The organism is Nocardia sp. NPDC050435, assembly GCF_040655395.1.
Lineage (GTDB): Bacteria > Actinomycetota > Actinomycetes > Mycobacteriales > Mycobacteriaceae > Nocardia.
Window position 1 is genome coordinate 112,459 of the sequence record NZ_JBFAJW010000015.1, and the last position, 14,497, is coordinate 126,955.

Annotated in this window: 16 protein-coding genes; 5 read left to right on the forward strand and 11 right to left on the reverse strand. The window is 69.0% G+C overall.

Annotated elements, in window-relative coordinates:
• Positions 1-256 precede the first annotated feature (256 nt).
• A complete protein-coding gene (locus tag AB0I43_RS36445; protein ID WP_356978646.1) occupies positions 257-1,117 on the forward strand; it encodes a class I SAM-dependent methyltransferase in 861 nt (286 codons plus the stop codon).
• On the opposite strand, the gene AB0I43_RS36450 is transcribed toward AB0I43_RS36445, so the two are convergent.
• From AB0I43_RS36450 to AB0I43_RS36465, 4 genes are all read right to left on the reverse strand, one after another.
• Positions 1,098-1,910, reverse strand: coding sequence for a DUF6585 family protein (locus AB0I43_RS36450; RefSeq protein ID WP_356978645.1), 813 nt, complete (start codon positions 1,908-1,910; stop codon positions 1,098-1,100). The genes AB0I43_RS36445 and AB0I43_RS36450 overlap by 20 nt on opposite strands.
• A 114-nt stretch (positions 1,911-2,024) precedes the next feature.
• A complete protein-coding gene (locus AB0I43_RS36455) occupies positions 2,025-2,189 on the reverse strand; it encodes a toxin-antitoxin system HicB family antitoxin (RefSeq protein ID WP_356978644.1) in 165 nt (54 codons plus the stop codon).
• A gap of 11 nt (positions 2,190-2,200) precedes the next feature.
• Positions 2,201-3,082 carry an SPFH domain-containing protein gene (locus AB0I43_RS36460; protein ID WP_356978643.1) on the reverse strand — a complete coding sequence of 294 codons (882 nt, stop codon included), beginning with the start codon at positions 3,080-3,082 and terminating at the stop codon, positions 2,201-2,203.
• 57 nt (positions 3,083-3,139) lie between these two features.
• Positions 3,140-4,036 (reverse strand): LysR substrate-binding domain-containing protein, encoded by an 897-nt coding sequence (locus AB0I43_RS36465; protein ID WP_356978642.1) that lies wholly within the window; start codon positions 4,034-4,036, stop codon positions 3,140-3,142.
• Positions 4,037-4,124: 88 nt separating this feature from the next.
• Between AB0I43_RS36465 and AB0I43_RS36470 the strand changes: the two genes are divergently transcribed.
• Together AB0I43_RS36470 and AB0I43_RS36475 are read left to right on the forward strand one after the other, a co-directional pair.
• Positions 4,125-4,967: an oxidoreductase gene (locus tag AB0I43_RS36470; protein ID WP_356978641.1), complete on the forward strand. Its 843-nt coding sequence runs from the start codon at positions 4,125-4,127 to the stop codon at positions 4,965-4,967.
• Between the two features lie 2 nt (positions 4,968-4,969).
• The gene (locus AB0I43_RS36475; protein WP_356978640.1) at positions 4,970-5,587 is read left to right on the forward strand and encodes a DUF1579 family protein; all 618 of its coding nucleotides are present in this window, start codon (positions 4,970-4,972) and stop codon (positions 5,585-5,587) included.
• 4 nt (positions 5,588-5,591) lie between these two features.
• On the opposite strand, the gene AB0I43_RS36480 is transcribed toward AB0I43_RS36475, so the two are convergent.
• The gene (locus AB0I43_RS36480) at positions 5,592-6,941 is read right to left on the reverse strand and encodes an FAD-binding oxidoreductase (protein WP_356978639.1); all 1,350 of its coding nucleotides are present in this window, start codon (positions 6,939-6,941) and stop codon (positions 5,592-5,594) included.
• 70 nt (positions 6,942-7,011) lie between these two features.
• Between AB0I43_RS36480 and AB0I43_RS36485 the strand changes: the two genes are divergently transcribed.
• Positions 7,012-7,935, forward strand: coding sequence for a LysR family transcriptional regulator (locus tag AB0I43_RS36485; protein ID WP_356978638.1), 924 nt, complete (start codon positions 7,012-7,014; stop codon positions 7,933-7,935).
• A gap of 11 nt (positions 7,936-7,946) precedes the next feature.
• Here the strand turns inward: AB0I43_RS36485 and AB0I43_RS36490 are convergent, their stop codons facing one another.
• The 4 genes from AB0I43_RS36490 to AB0I43_RS36505 form a co-directional block, all read right to left on the reverse strand.
• The gene (locus AB0I43_RS36490) at positions 7,947-8,711 is read right to left on the reverse strand and encodes an amino acid ABC transporter ATP-binding protein (RefSeq protein ID WP_357433486.1); all 765 of its coding nucleotides are present in this window, start codon (positions 8,709-8,711) and stop codon (positions 7,947-7,949) included.
• A complete protein-coding gene (locus AB0I43_RS36495) occupies positions 8,708-9,661 on the reverse strand; it encodes an amino acid ABC transporter permease (RefSeq protein WP_356978636.1) in 954 nt (317 codons plus the stop codon). The genes AB0I43_RS36490 and AB0I43_RS36495 overlap by 4 nt, the downstream gene beginning before the upstream one ends.
• 3 nt (positions 9,662-9,664) lie before the next feature.
• Positions 9,665-10,525 (reverse strand): ABC transporter substrate-binding protein, encoded by an 861-nt coding sequence (locus tag AB0I43_RS36500; RefSeq protein WP_356978843.1) that lies wholly within the window; start codon positions 10,523-10,525, stop codon positions 9,665-9,667.
• Positions 10,526-10,707: 182 nt separating this feature from the next.
• A complete protein-coding gene (locus AB0I43_RS36505; RefSeq protein WP_357433488.1) occupies positions 10,708-11,793 on the reverse strand; it encodes an isocitrate/isopropylmalate dehydrogenase family protein in 1,086 nt (361 codons plus the stop codon).
• A 193-nt stretch (positions 11,794-11,986) separates the two neighbouring features.
• On the opposite strand from AB0I43_RS36505, the gene trxA reads away from it, so the two are divergent.
• Positions 11,987-12,358, forward strand: coding sequence for a thioredoxin (trxA, locus tag AB0I43_RS36510; protein WP_356978634.1), 372 nt, complete (start codon positions 11,987-11,989; stop codon positions 12,356-12,358).
• 62 nt (positions 12,359-12,420) lie between these two features.
• Here trxA and AB0I43_RS36515 read toward each other — a convergent pair whose 3' ends face one another.
• Positions 12,421-12,846, reverse strand: a complete 426-nt coding sequence (locus tag AB0I43_RS36515) for a 2-keto-3-deoxygluconate kinase (RefSeq protein WP_356978633.1) — start codon at positions 12,844-12,846, stop codon at positions 12,421-12,423.
• Positions 12,847-13,168: 322 nt separating this feature from the next.
• Positions 13,169-14,458 carry a DUF3533 domain-containing protein gene (locus AB0I43_RS36520; protein ID WP_356978632.1) on the reverse strand — a complete coding sequence of 430 codons (1,290 nt, stop codon included), beginning with the start codon at positions 14,456-14,458 and terminating at the stop codon, positions 13,169-13,171.
• Positions 14,459-14,497 lie beyond the last annotated feature (39 nt).

The following is a 14,497-nucleotide window of genomic DNA, read 5'->3' on the forward strand; positions in this document are numbered from 1 at the left end:
ATTGTGGTCGGTTGCGGACATTGGAACTTTCGGTACGCTGCGTTCTCACCGCGACGATGCGACGACGGACACAAGGAACGTACCGCAAACCCCACTCGTGAAACTCAGCACGGGCGCTCTGTAACTCGATACTCTGTAACCGTCGGCGGATCGTTATCTCCGAGGGTCGAACACAGCAGGGCACAGGGCATCCGCGACGTTCAGCGTACGCGACCTTGGTCTGCCCGGGCAAACCGGTACCGCGCCACGCCGGGATATGGTGACGGGCGTGTCGGAAGATCGCCATGCGCAAGCAAACGCACTGCTCGGAACCACCGGGACCACGCGCGCCCGGATCGACTCGGCCGACAGTCAACGGGCCAACCGGCGCTGGTGGGACGCCGACGCCGACCAGTACCACGAGACGCACGCCGACTTCCTCGGCGTGGACTCCCCCGGCGGCGAATTCGTCTGGTGCCCGGAGGGCCTGCACGAGGGCGACATGCACCTGCTCGGCGATATCGAGGGCAAGCGGATCCTGGAGATCGGCTGCGGTTCGGCGCCCTGCTCGCGCTGGCTGGCCGGCCACGGGGCGCACCCGGTCGGACTGGACCTCTCACGCCGGATGCTCGAACGGGGTCAGGCCGCCATGGCCGCCGGCGGCCCCGCGGTGCCGCTGGTTCAAGCCGGGGCCGAGGCCCTGCCCTTCGCCGACGGCGCCTTCGACCTGGCCTGCTCCGCCTTCGGCGCGGTGCCCTTCGTCGCCGACTCCGCGCAGGTGATGCGCGAGGTGGCCCGGGTGCTGCGGCCGGGCGGGCGGTGGGTCTTCTCGGTCAACCACCCGATCCGCTGGATCTTCCCGGACGACCCGGGCCCGGCGGGCCTGACCGCCACCATCCCCTACTTCGACCGCACCCCCTATGTAGAGGTGGACGCGAACGGCGAACCCACCTACGCCGAACACCACCGCACCGTCGGCGACCGGGTCCGCGAGATCGTCGCCGCGGGCCTGCTGGTGCTCGACATCGTCGAGCCGGATTGGCCGGAATGGCTGGACCGGGAGTGGGGCCAGTGGAGCCCGCTGCGCGGCGAACTCTTCCCCGGCACCGCCATCTTCGTCACCGAGAAGCCGCGCTAGCCCGCAGGTGCTCGGCGAGCGCGCGGAAGACGACGTAGTTCGGAATTTTCGACAGCGAGATGTTGACCAGATCCCGGACCCGGCCCTCCACGCCGATCGCGAGGATCTCACCGAAGGCGAGATCGATCGAGTTCACCCGCGACCACGGGGCGGCGGTCTTCCGGTCGCCGACTTCGCTCGCCGAGATCCAGAGTTCGCCGAAGCCGAGGCGACCGCCCGCCTGCAACTCGGCCAGCGCCCGCGGATAGTGGATGTTCAGGATCGCCTGCTGGATCGTGCTCGCCCACTGCTGTTGGAACGAGTAGTCGTGGCTCAGCTCGACCCGCTCGCCCGCGACGTCGAGCAGGTCGTAGCGAACCGTGCTTTCGGCCTTACCGCTGCGCCTGCTCATCCCGCCGCGCTGGAACAGCTGGGTCGTGTCGTAGCGGACGACGCGCACCTGCCCCTGCTGCGCCCGGACCAGACCGTGTTCGAACAGCTCGAGCCGGGCGTCCCGGTATTTCCGCCGAATGCGCAGCGCGCTGCCCAGACCGACGAGGAACGGCCCCGCGATGGGGAGTACGAAGAAGCCGCCGACCACCCAGACGACTCCCTCCGCACCGGACAGCGCGGCGTATCCGATGCCGGCGAGCATCAGCGCTACGACGATGCCCCACACGATGACTCGCCGCCAGTTGGGCATCGGCACCGAATAGCTGGCGAGCGAGCGACCGAGGCCCGCCTGTTCGGCCGCGGCCCGAACTCGCGCGGCCACTGCGGATTCGGCGTCCGCCGCGGTGAACTCGGCGCTCATAACTCCCCCGATCGGTGCCAGTGTGCCTGGACAGTAACCGATTTCGCCGCGCGGACCGAACGATTTCCTGGCCGGACAGCGCGCGACCGCGGCGCTGCGGGGTAGCGCCGCGGTCTACGGTTTCTTCTTCGGGCCGCGCCCGGCTTCCTCGAGGGCCAGCCGGAGCGCGTATTCGATCTGGGCGTTGATGCTGCGGAGATCGTCGGCCGCCCACTTGGCGAGGGCTTCGTGGACGGCCGGGTCGAGCCGCAGCAGGAGCTTCTTGCGTTCGGCGGGCATGAGCCGAACCTCTAGTTGTAGAGCGTGCCGGCGTTGACGACGGGCTGGGTGGCTCGGTCGCCGCAGAGCACGACCAGCAGGTTGGAGACCATGGCCGCCCGGCGCTCTTCGTCGAGTTCGACGACGCCCTGATCGGTGAGACGGTCCAGCGCCAGGCTGACCATGCCGACCGCGCCCTCCACGATCTGGGTGCGCGCGGCCACGACCTGGGCGGCCTGCTGGCGGACCAGCATGGCCTGGGCGATCTCCGGCGCGTAGGCCAGGTGGGTGATCCGGGCCTCGAGCACCTCGATGCCGGCCAGCTCGGTGCGCTCGCGCAGCTCGACGGTCAGTTCCTCGGCCACCTCGGCGCCGTCGCGCAGGCTGGTGCGGGTGTCGTCGTGCGAGTCGTAGGGGTGGCTGGTCGCCAGGTGCCGGACCGCGGCTTCGGACTGGGTCTCGACGTACTCCTCGTAATCGTCCACCGCGAAGGCGGCTTTGAAGCTGTCGAACACCCGGTAGACGACCACGGCCGCGATCTCGACCGGGTTGCCGTCGGCATCGTTGACCTTCAGCTTCTGGGTCTCGAAGTTGCGCACCCGCAGCGTGATGCTCTTGCGGTCGGTGAGCGGGATCGTCGAGTAGAAGCCGGGTTCGCTGATCGAGCCGACGTAGCGGCCGAAGAACTGCACCACCTTCGCCTCGTTCGGGTTCACGATGGTGAGCCCCGTGGCCAGCAGCAACAGCACGACGACGACCACGCAGGCGGCGATCGCCGCGATCAGCGCGGGCACGTTCCCGTCGTTGGCGGCGACGAAGCCGAAAGCGGCCACAGCGCCGAAGAACAGTGTGAGCACCAACCAGCCCAACAGCACCAGAAAGCCGTTGACGTGGAACGCGGACCTGAGCTTCATGACATCCTCCCGGTATCAAGGTGATATCACTAAGATAGCAGCGCCAAGGGCCGGCGTCTAGCGCTTTCCCGCCGTGGCCAGCCGGCACGCCTCCAGGTACGCGCGCACCAGCGGACGGGTGTCGTCCCGGCGCCACGCCAGGGCGAGTTCGCTCGGCGCGATGCCGCGTACCGGACGCACCACCACACCCTCGCGGGCGATCAGCGGCGCGTTGCCGGAGGCCAGGAGCACGACGCCGTCGCCGTTGAGGACGGCCTCGTAGGTCTCCTCGGTGCTGGAGACCTCGCCCGCGACGCGCGGCGCGCGGCCGTCGCGCGCGTCCAGGGCCAGCCAGTAATCCCGCAGCGGGCCGGCGCTTTCCGGCAGTGCGAGGAACGGTTCGTCGAGCAGGTCGGCGAAGTCGACTTCGGCGTGCGCGGCCAGGCGGTGATCCCGCGGCAACGCCACCATGCGCGGTTCGTGGGCCACCACGAGCCAGCGGTATCGCCCGGCATCGGCCAGCGGCAACCAGACGAAGGCGACATCGGCGCTCGCGTCGGCCAGCCCCGCCGTGGCGTCGGCCCAGCCCACCTGGCGCAGTATGGTTTTCGCCGCCGGGTGGGCCGCGGCGAAACGGGACCGGACCGCGGGCAGCAGGCCGCGGCCGGGACTGGTGCTGATGCCGACGGTCAGCGTGGCCGCCTGCGCCGACATGGCGGCCGCCACCGCCGCTTCCGCCGCCGCCCAGGCGTCGAGCACCCGCCGGGCCTGCGGCAGGAGCGCCTCGCCGACCGGCGTGAGCGCGACCGAGCGCCCGTCGCGTACGAAAAGCGGTGCACTCAAATGCTTTTCGAGCATTCGGATCTGCTTGCTCAGCGCCGGCTGGGAGATGAACAGGCTTTCCGCCGCCCGGGTGAAGTTCAACTGATCGGCGACCGCGACGAAATAGCGCAGATCCCTGCCGTGCACATCCATAACCGATGGTTATCACAACAGGTATTGGACGACAACCGTTTCCAACAACGATGCTGATTCTCGTCACAGCGAACGAGGAGAAGACCTGATGAGCAACCCCAAGATCTGGCTGGTCACCGGTGCGAGCAGCGGCTTCGGCCGCGCCATCGCCGAAAACGCCATCGCCGCCGGCGACACCGTGATCGCGGTGGCCCGGCGCACCGCGACGCTCGCGGATCTGGTCGCCGCGCATCCCGATCGGATCGAGGCGATCAGCCTGGATGTCACCGACACCGCGCGCATCGACGTGGTGGTCGCCGATGTCCTCGCCCGGCACGGCCGGATCGACGTGCTGGTCAACAATGCGGGACGGACCCAGGTCGGCGCGGTCGAGGAGACCACCGAAACCGAGCTGCGGGACCTGTTCGATCTGCACCTGTTCGGCCCGGCGGCTCTGATCAAAGCCGTGCTCCCGCACATGCGCGAGCGGCGCTCCGGCGCGATCGTCCAGCTGAGCAGCATGGGCGGGCAGATGTCGTTCGAAGGCTTCGGCGCCTACAGCGCAACGAAATTCGCGCTCGAGGGCCTGTCCGAGGCGCTGGCGGCCGAGGTGCGGCCGTTCGGCATCAAGGTGCTCGTGGTCGAGCCCGGCGCGTTCCGGACCGGCCTGTTCGGCCCCGGCGCGGCCTACCTCAGCGCCGAGCACCCCGCCTACGCCGACACCGTCGGGGCCACCCGCCGCATGGTGCAGGGCGGCGACGGCAGCCAGCCCGGCGACCCCGCGAAGGCAGCCGCCGCCATTCGCACCGCCCTGGAGGCCGAGAACACCCCGCTGCGCCTGCCGCTGGGCGGCGACGCGGTGGACGCCGTCCTCGGCCATCTCGACGCCGTGCGCACCGAGCTGCACGAGTGGGAGAAAGTCTCCCGCGCAACCACTTTCGACGAGGAGTGAGAATGGTCCAGTTCCGGAAACTGCTCCCGGCCGTCTTGGTCACCCTCGCCTTGGCGGGGACGGCCTGCGGCGCGGACACGGTGGCCGCGCCCGCGTCTACCAGCACCGCCGTGCCCGCCCACCAGTTCCCCGGCCATGCCCGGCTCGATCAGCTGGTCGGGGAATGGAACGCCGAGAAGCAGACCTTCGTGGCGGGCGGCACGCCCGAGCAGCCGCTGGTCGCGCGCGGCGCGGTGTCGCGCTGGCGCTGGATCACCGAGACCGGCAACAACTTTCTACGGGAGGAGGTCGAGGGCGAGCTGAGCGACCGGCCCTACTACCGGCTCGGCCTGCTCGGCTACTCCCCCACCGACGACCGTTACGAATGGTCGACCGTGGACAGCGTGACCCCCATGATGATGGTCTACCGCGGCGCGAAAGCCAGTGGCGCGGCGAGCGAGATCACCATGACCGGCGAGTTCACCGACCCCGGCATCGCGGGGCACCCGGGCGCGACGATTCCGATGCGCACGGTGATCAAGCTGGAATCGGTGGACCGCACGGTCATGGAGATCTCGTTCACCCCGCCCGGCGAGGCGGAGCGCCTGATCGATCGCGTGGTGCTCACCCGGCGGAAGTGAAGCGTCAGGCGGGCCGGATATTGCGGTTGAAGCGGAAGAGGTTGCGCGGGTCGTACTTTCGCTTCAGCTCGGCCAGCCGGGTGTAGGTCTCGGGGGCGTAGCCCGCCCGCGTCTGCGCTTCGTCGGCCGCGGCGCCCGCGCCGTACAGGAAGTTCAGGCTGTGGCCGATCGTCCACGGAGCCAGCGCCTGCCGGATGGTCGCGAGGCCGTCCGGGGATCCGGTGCCCTCGGTCATCACGATGGCGCGCACGACATACGCTGCCGAACGATGTTCCACCGCAGCGCCGTTCGGGCTCGGGGCGGCCAGTGCGCCGCCGAGGTGCCGGATGTCGAGCACCGCCCGCACCGGACCGCCGGGACCGGCGACGGCGAGCAGGGCCGACAGCGCCTCCGGGGGCAGCTCGCCGAGCAGCGCGTTGGTGGCCGCGTAGGCGTGCGGGTCGGCGGGATCGCTGTGGATGGTGTGCGATTCGGTGTAGGGCAGCTCGCGCAGGTCGTCCTTCAGTCGCGCGCCCACGGCCCGCAGCGGCGCGACCAAGCGCTCGCCTTCGTCACGGGATCCGTTGAACGCCAACCGGATCGACGCGACGAAGCGGCCGCGCAATGGCTCCGGAACCTGCGGGATGTCCGGGAAGGCGAGCATGGCGATGGTCGAGGTGAGCTGCTCGGGGACGGTGGCACTCCACTCCCGCCAGGCACGCAGGGCGGGTTCGACCAGCGGGGTGTCGAACATCAGCTGACCGCCGAAGACGGTGCCGACCGGTACCAACCCCACCTCCAGGGCGGTCACCACACCGAAGTTGCCGCCGGTGCCCAGGACCGCGCCGAACAGTTCGTCGCCGGGCGCGAGGGTGCGCATGCGACCGTCGGCGGTGACCAGTTCGATCTTGCGGACGTGATCGGCGGCGTACCCGAATTCCCGGGCCAGCAGGCCGATTCCGCCGCCGAGGTGGTAGCCGACCACGCCGACCGAGGGCGAGGATCCGTTCAGCGGGGCCAGCCCGTGCGCCGCGGCGGCCGCGATCAGCTCCCCGGCCTGGACACCCGCCCCGACCCGGGCCGTGCGCGCCCGTGCGTCGATGGCGATCTCGGTCATCCGGCGGGTGCTGATCAGCACGCCGCCGCCGTCGGCCGGCACCGAGAGCCCGTGGCCGGTGGCCTGGACGGCGATCGGAAGACCTTGGCGCGCCGCGTATTCCACGGCGGCGCGCACATCCTCGGCGTGCCGGGCGGCGACCACGACGGCGGGCCGGTGCGTGTAGGCGGTCTGGAAGCCCGCGATCTCCGCTTCGTAGTCGGCTTCACCCAGCCGGAGGATCGCGGTGCGGTCGAGGAATTGCGCTGCTGTGCTCATACCTCGACCCTGCCCGCCACCGAATCATAACTCCAACAGATAGTTTTTATCGGAACTAGAATCAGCAGTTATGGAAATGCGTCAGTTGCGGTACTTCGTCACGGTCGTAGAGGAAGGCGGCTTCACCCGCGCGGCCGCCCGCCTGCACCTGGCCCAGCCCGGGCTCAGCGCCCAGATCCGCCAGCTGGAACGCGAGCTCGGGCAGCCGCTGCTGGAGCGCGGCGCCCGATCGGTCACGCTCACCCCGATCGGCGCGGCGGTCCTGCCGCACGCCCGCGCCGCGCTGGCGGCGGCCGAGCAGATCGGGCAGACCGTCGACGAATTCACCGGCCTGCTGCGCGGGCAGGTCCGCCTCGGCTTCGTCTCCGGGGCCGCGGGCGAGAATTTCGATCTGCCCGCGGTGCTCGCCGCTTTCCACACCGATCACCCCGAGGTCGGCATCAGCCTGAGCGAGCACACCTCCGAGGACATGCTCGACGCGCTGCGCCACGGCCGCCTCGACATCGCCCTCGTCGGGTTGACCGGCGCCGATCTCGATCCGGCCTTCGGCGTCGACATCGTGGTGGACACGGCCGTCGTCGCGGCCGTCGCACCGGCGAGCGACCGGGGCCGCACCGCGCTCACCCTCACCGAACTCACCGAACGCCGGCTGATGTGCCTACCGCGCGGCACCGGACTGCGCGGGGTCTTCGAACGGGCCTGTGCCACAGCGGGACTCACCCCCGACATCGCCTTCGAAGCGGCGAATCCCGGTGTCCTGCTGCGGTTGGCGGCCCACGGGCTCGGCACGGCCGTCGTCCCGGAACTCACCGCGGCCGAAGCCCGGCACTTCGGCGTCCGCACCATGGACATCATCGATCCGCGGCTGCGCGGGCAGCTCGCGCTGATCTGGCGGCGCGAGCGGCCGGGCGACCCGGCGACGAAAGTGCTGCTCGGCCAGCTGCGCATCGCGTTCGGTGCCGGAACAACTACGGGACCGGGCTCGGTCCCGTAGTTGTTCGCCGGTCAGAGCAGACGCGACAGGAACGACTTGGTGCGCTCGTGCTTCGGATCCGCCAGCAGCTCGCGCGGCACGCCGGATTCGACGACCACGCCGCCGTCCATGAACACCAGCTGATCGGCCACCTCGCGGGCGAAGCCCATCTCGTGGGTCACGACCACCATGGTCATGCCGTCGGCGGCGAGCTCCCGCATCACCTGCAGCACCTCGCCGACGAGCTCCGGGTCCAGCGCGGAGGTGGGCTCGTCGAACAGCATCAGCTTCGGATCCATGGCCAGCGCCCGCGCGATCGCGACACGCTGCTGCTGGCCGCCGGAGAGCTGCGCCGGGTACGCGTTGGCTTTATCCGCCATGCCGACCCGGTCCAGCAACTCCTTCGCCTTGGCCACGGCGTCGGCCTTCTTGACCTTCTTCACCTGGGTGGGCGCTTCGATGATGTTCTCCAGCGCCGTGCGGTGCGGGAACAGATTGAAGTGCTGGAACACCATGCCGATGTCACGGCGCTGCTTGGCCGCGTCGCGCGGATGCAGCTCGTAGAGCTTGCCGCCCTTCTCGCGGTAGCCGACCAGTTCGCCGTCGACGTAGAGCCGGCCGGCGTTGACCTGCTCGAGGTGATTGATGCACCGCAGGAAGGTGGACTTGCCCGAGCCCGAGGGCCCGATCAGGCACAGCACCTCGCCCCGGCCCACCTCCAGCGAGATGCCCTTGAGCACCTGCAGCGCACCGAAGTTCTTGCACACCCGCTCGGCGCGGATCATGGACTGGGTCATTTCGCCTTCTCCACCGGTCCCTGCGCGTCGGCCAGTTCCTGCAACTGCTTGGCGGTCAGCTGCCGGGAGATGCCGCGCGAGTAGTACCGCTCCAGATAGAACTGCCCGACCATGAGCACGCTGGTGACCGCGAGGTACCAGGTGGCGCCGACCAGCAGCAGCGGGATCGGCTCGAAGTTCACGCTGGAGATGTCGCGAGTGCGGCCGTACAGGTCGCTGGTCAGCGGGATGGCGGTGACCAGCGAGGTGGTCTTGAGCATGCCGATGAGCTCGTTGCCCGTCGGCGGGATGATCACCCGCATGGCCTGCGGCAGCACGGTGCGCCGCATGGTCTGGGTCCAGGACATGCCCAGCGCGACCGAGGCTTCGCGCTGCCCGTCACCGACGGAATTGATGCCGGCGCGCACGATCTCGGCCATGTAGGCGGCCTCGTTGAGGCCCAGGCCGATGACCGCGAAGGTGAAGGCGGCCTGCAGATCCTGGATGTTGAACTCCGCGAACTGCGGGCCGAACGGGACGCCGAGGACCAGCGTCTTGTAGAGCGAGGGGAACAGGCCCCAGAACACCAGCTGCACGTACACGGGCGTGCCGCGGAAGATCCAGAGATACACCCAGGCCACCGCCCGCAGCACCGGATTCGGCGACAGGCGCATCACGGCCAGCACCACGCCGAGCCCGATGGCCAGGGCCATGGCCAGCACGGTCAGCTGCAAGGTGACCCACACGCCGGACAGGATCCGGGTGTCGAACAGGTACTTGGCGTAGGTATCCCACGCGTAGGCCTCTTTGGTGGCGGCACCGTAGATGAACAGGCCGAGCAGAACGAGAATGACGGCCGCCGCGATCCAGCGACCGGGCCTGCGCAGCGGAACCGCTTTGATCGGTTCCGGCTCGAGGCCGTCACCGCGCCCGGGGTTACCGGGCACGGTGACAGAATCGGCTTCCGACATGGGTCAGCTCACGGCCCCGTTGATCGTGGCCTTGGTGATCGCGCCCTCCTGGACACCCCAGTTCTCGCAGATCTTCTTGTACTGGCCGTTGTCGATCAGGTGCTGCAGCGCCTGCTGCAGGACGGCGGCCAGCGGCGAACCCTTGGCCACGGCCCAGCCGTACGGCGCGGAATCGAAGGCGGCGCCGGCCGGCTCGATCTTGCCGTCGCTCTGCTTGATCGCGTAGGCGGTCACCGGGGAGTCGGCGGACATGGCGTCGACCTGACCCTGCACCAGCGCGTTGGTCGCGGCGCTCTGCTCGTCGTAGGCCTTGATGTCGATGGCCGGCTTGCCCTCGGCGACGCACTTGGCGCTCTTGGCCGGCACCTCGTCGGTGTGCTCGACCGTGGTGGCCTGCACCGCGACTCGCTTGCCGCAGGCGTTGTCCGGATCGATGGCCTTGCCGGTGGGCTGGGCCCACTGGATGCCGGCGGAGAAGTAGTTGGTGAAGTCGACCTGCTTTTCGCGTTCCTTCGAATCGGTGATCGAGGACATGCCCAGGTCGTAGGTGCCCGCCTGGACGGCGGGAATGATCTTGTCGAAGGCGGACTCGACGTAATCGGCCTTGACGCCGAGGACCGAGGAGATCGCGTCCATCAGATCGACGTCGAAGCCGACGATCTTGCCGCTGGCGTCCTTGTACTCGTTGGGCTGGTAGGGGATGTTCACCCCGACCACGATCTTGCCGGAGGACTTGACCTTGTCGGGGAGCGTCGACGCGATGGCGTCCACCTTCTCCACGCTCTCCTTCGAGACCGCGGGTCCGGTCTCTTCGGTATTCGAACAACCCGTAAGGATCAGTGCGCCACCGGTGAGTACGCACATCACCTCCAACGCGCGCCTGCCAAGCACGGTACGAACAGACACAGCAGCCCTCCACATTTCGGAAACTGGAAACCCGGGTTTTACCACCCGTTTGGCAATCTAAGCGACCGAGACGCTTCGTGCTGGCAAGAAACGGAAGATTTACTCCGCCCTGTTCAGAACACACTTACCCAGGCAAACGACTACCGGCGGTGGACCCTAGCACAGATCTGCTCGGTGAATTCGCTGGTGGAAGCCATGCCGCCGAGGTCGGCGGTGGCGATCCCGGCCTCGAACGTCGCGGCGACGGCATGCTCGATCCGCTCGCCCGCGTGCACCAGCGCCGGGTCCGAATCACGGGTCCCCAGCCAGTTCAGCAACATCGCGGCAGACAGCTGAAGCGCGACCGGGTTGGCCCGGTTGTGCCCCGCCAGCGTCGGCGCGGCGCCGTGCACCGCCTGCGCCATCGCCCGGGTGGCCGAGCAGTTCAGCGAGGGCGCCATGCCCAGCGACCCGCTGAGCTCGCCCGCGAGGTCGGAAAGGATGTCGCCGAAGAGGTTTTCGGTGACCACGACGTCGAACTCGCCCGGCGCGCGGACCAGATGGGCGGCCATGGCGTCGACGTGCGCGTCCTCGACCCGGATTCCGGGGTAGGCGTGTGCAATCTCATAGCAGACGTCGCGGAACAGACCCATGGTCATCGGCAGCACATTGGCCTTGTGCACGATGGTGACTTTCTTGCGACGCGCCGAGGCGAGCCGGAAGGCCTCGTGCGCGATCAGCTCGCAGGCGCGCCGGGTCACCACGCCGACGGCCATGGCGACATCCGGCGTCGGCCGGAACTCGCCCGACCCGGCGAACATATTGCGGTCGGCGTAGAAGCCCTCGCTGTTCTCCCGCACGATCACCAGATCGATGTCCGGCGCGCTCGCGCGCACTCCGGTGAAGGCGCGGGCGGGCCGGATGTTGGCGTAGAGGCCGAAATGCTTGCGGATCGCGCCGCCGGGCGCGACGCCGCGGCGATGTTCGGCCGGGTAGGAGGCGTTGTCGTGCGGCCCGAGCACCCAGGCGTCCAGCCCCTCGAGCGTCTGCAGCGTCGGCTCGGGCAACGGCGTGCCGAATTCTTCGATCGCGCGCCGGCCCATCAGCAGCGGGACCCACTCCACCGGGGTCGCGCCCGCGACCGAGAGGGCCTCGTCCACGACGGACCGGGCCGCCCGCACCACCTCGGGACCGATGCCGTCGCCGTCGATCAGACCTAGTCGTAGCCGTTGTTTCGCTGTGCTCACGACCTCATCCTCCCGCTCACGGCCGCGCGGGCCGGGCACCGGGGCGCCGGACACGCCGGGCGGGGTTGCGACCGGTCCGGGGTGGGTAATCGGCGCGGGAGATGGAACGCGCGGACAGTCCCTGACCGTTGGCAGGGAAGATAGAGCCCGAGCCGGGCGTTACAACTGGCAACACACGAGACGAGAGGACGTCATGGCGACCCAGACGCTGACCCAGCAGAACTTCGACGAGGTAGTCACCGGAAACGACGTGGTCCTGGTCGACTTCTGGGCGGATTGGTGCGGACCGTGCAAGCAGTTCGCCCCCACCTTCGAGGCCTCCTCGGAGAAGTTCCCCGACGTGGTGCACGGCAAGGTCGACACCGAGGCGGAGCAGGGCTTGGCCGCGGCCGCGAACATCCGCTCCATCCCGACCATCATGGCGTTCCGCGAGGGCGTGCTGGTCTTCGCGCAGCCCGGTGCGCTGCCGCCGGCGGCTCTCGAGGATCTGGTCACCCAGGTCAAGGGCCTGGACATGGACGACGTGCGCAAGCAGCTGGCCGAGCAGCAGGCCGCCGCGGAGTAATCCGACCCGGAGACGGGCCGTTCACCGATCGGTGAACGGCCCGTTTCGCTGTGTCGGCCGGGTCAGGCGGCGAGCCGGTTGACGCCGGAAATCATTGCGCGCGCGGCGGATTCGGCGCTGTCGTCGGCCAGGGCCGCACCCCAGCCGCGCCGCCCGTTGACCTCGCAGCGCACGAAGGTGGCGGTGCCGAGCGGGGTGTGGCGCTGATGGAATTGCAGGATCTCCACCGGGTAGCCCTCGTCGTAGAGCGCCGAGGTGAGCGCCGCCACGGGGCTGCCGATGGCGGCCAGCGACCGCAGGCGATCGGCGAACTCCAGGGTCGCGGCGACGTGCCCGCCCGAGGCGGCCCAGTCGCCGATGCGAATCGGGCCGTCGTGGCCGCAGTAGCGCTCGTAGAACTCCGCCGGAGTCATACCGAGGCTTTCGGCCCGCAGGCCCTTGGGCGCGGCGGCGATGAACATGGTCGTGTCAAAAGTCAGTGTGGTCATTGCGATTCAGGTCTTCCCGAAGAATGTCGGTGGAGGGGACCAGCTTCAACAATCAACAGCCCGCAGCGAGGGGGCCGGTCCGAATCAGACCCCGCTACGGCGGGTTACTACGAGAAGTCGCGCCTGCGCCACCATCGCGGTGAGCGGGAGCACAGCACTGAGTGCGTCGCGGGTTGCGACGTTCAGCACGATGCTGTGGCGGCAGGCGGGATTCGGCACGCGATCGACAATAGGCATATCGCGGCGCATTAGCAACCATATTTCGCAGTGGGTTTCGCTACTCGCGAGTATGATCCGCCCAGCTCACAGCTGGGGCACAGGATCAAGCGGGCTGCGTGACCGGTTCCCGCGCGGGCGCGGCCGCGGTATCCGCGGTGCGATGCAGGCCGCGCAGGTCGTAGGCGAAGGTCACCGCCGCACCGAGCAGCACACCGATCGCCAAGCCCAGAACGGTCATCCAGACGCCCTGGGCCAGCCCGGCCCCGGAGTGCCCGTCGAAGAACAGGATGGCGCGCACCGCCAGGTAGATCTGATGCATCGGCTCGAAGCGGGCCAGCCAGGCGATGTAGCCGGGGACGGCCTCCAGCGGCACGGTCGCGGCCGAGGAGGGCAGGCCGAGCACCACGAAGAGCACCAGATTGATCATCAGGCCCGCGGTACCGAAGACCGCCAGCACCGACAGCGCGGTGAATCCGACGGCCATGATGGCCAGCGTGCCGTACAGCCAGAGCAGCAGCGGGCTGGCCAGCGGAACGTCCAATAGTCCCGCGACACCGAGGAATACGGCCGAGAGCACCGGCGCGGCGGCGCCGATCACGCCCCACTTGATGAACAGGGTGCGCAGGCGGCTGGTCCCGGTCGCGGGCGGATGCACGAACCAGGGGCCGTATTCGGTGGGCATGAAGCCCAGCACGGAGTCGATGAGGGTGTGGATGATCATCGCGCCGGTGAATCCGGCCAGCAGCAGGATCAGGGTGTAGAAGAACGCGACCAGGCCCTGGCCCGCGCCGTCGGCCATCGGACGGTACGGAGTCTCGATGATCCGGACCGGGTCGGCGAGGGCCAGCCGCGCCGCGCCGGTCAGCTCGGCGGCCGTTTCCGGGCCGACGGTGGCGGTGACGCGATCGGCGAGATTCTTGCCCACGGTCTGCTGGACCTGATCGAGGGCGCGGTCGGCGATGCGGGTCGTGATGCCCGTGGTGTATGGGCCGACGCGCGGGTTGGTCTGCACGGTGATGACGGGGCGCTCCACTTCGCCCGGCAACACCGCCGACGCGCCGAGGATGGCGAGGCGCTTGGTGAAATCGGACGGGATGATGATCGTGCCGTACACCTGGCCGCTGTCCATTTGCGCACGGGCCGAAGCGATTCCGACGACCCGCAGGTCCACCTTGTCGGCCGGGATGCCCGCGACGAGGGCGTCGGTGATCTGCGCGCCGAAGTTGGCGGGCGCGCCGTCGATGACGTCGCCGACGTCCTGATTGACCAGCGCGACCGGGAAGTCGCGCAGGTTCTTCTCGGTATTGCTGGCGTAGCCGAGGTACATGGTGGCCAGCAGCGCGGCGAACACGGTCAGCAGCGCGATCGGGGCGGTGAAAGTCCGAGCCGTCATGCTGTCGAATGTAGGCAGTGCCTACAAAGTAGTCAACGA

Excerpts from the sequence above, each read along its gene's own strand:
- AB0I43_RS36445 (WP_356978646.1), top strand. The coding sequence starts at position 257 with ATGGTGACGGGCGTGTCGGAAGATCGCCATGCGCAAGCAAACGCACTG.
- AB0I43_RS36450 (WP_356978645.1), bottom strand. The coding sequence starts at position 1,910 with ATGAGCGCCGAGTTCACCGCGGCGGACGCCGAATCCGCAGTGGCCGCG.
- AB0I43_RS36455 (WP_356978644.1), bottom strand. The coding sequence starts at position 2,189 with ATGCCCGCCGAACGCAAGAAGCTCCTGCTGCGGCTCGACCCGGCCGTC.
- AB0I43_RS36460 (WP_356978643.1), bottom strand. The coding sequence starts at position 3,082 with ATGAAGCTCAGGTCCGCGTTCCACGTCAACGGCTTTCTGGTGCTGTTG.
- AB0I43_RS36465 (WP_356978642.1), bottom strand. The coding sequence starts at position 4,036 with ATGGATGTGCACGGCAGGGATCTGCGCTATTTCGTCGCGGTCGCCGAT.
- AB0I43_RS36470 (WP_356978641.1), top strand. The coding sequence starts at position 4,125 with ATGAGCAACCCCAAGATCTGGCTGGTCACCGGTGCGAGCAGCGGCTTC.
- AB0I43_RS36475 (WP_356978640.1), top strand. The coding sequence starts at position 4,970 with ATGGTCCAGTTCCGGAAACTGCTCCCGGCCGTCTTGGTCACCCTCGCC.
- AB0I43_RS36480 (WP_356978639.1), bottom strand. The coding sequence starts at position 6,941 with ATGAGCACAGCAGCGCAATTCCTCGACCGCACCGCGATCCTCCGGCTG.
- AB0I43_RS36485 (WP_356978638.1), top strand. The coding sequence starts at position 7,012 with ATGGAAATGCGTCAGTTGCGGTACTTCGTCACGGTCGTAGAGGAAGGC.
- AB0I43_RS36490 (WP_357433486.1), bottom strand. The coding sequence starts at position 8,711 with ATGACCCAGTCCATGATCCGCGCCGAGCGGGTGTGCAAGAACTTCGGT.
- AB0I43_RS36495 (WP_356978636.1), bottom strand. The coding sequence starts at position 9,661 with ATGTCGGAAGCCGATTCTGTCACCGTGCCCGGTAACCCCGGGCGCGGT.
- AB0I43_RS36500 (WP_356978843.1), bottom strand. The coding sequence starts at position 10,525 with ATGTGCGTACTCACCGGTGGCGCACTGATCCTTACGGGTTGTTCGAAT.
- trxA (WP_356978634.1), top strand. The coding sequence starts at position 11,987 with ATGGCGACCCAGACGCTGACCCAGCAGAACTTCGACGAGGTAGTCACC.
- AB0I43_RS36515 (WP_356978633.1), bottom strand. The coding sequence starts at position 12,846 with ATGACCACACTGACTTTTGACACGACCATGTTCATCGCCGCCGCGCCC.
- AB0I43_RS36520 (WP_356978632.1), bottom strand. The coding sequence starts at position 14,458 with ATGACGGCTCGGACTTTCACCGCCCCGATCGCGCTGCTGACCGTGTTC.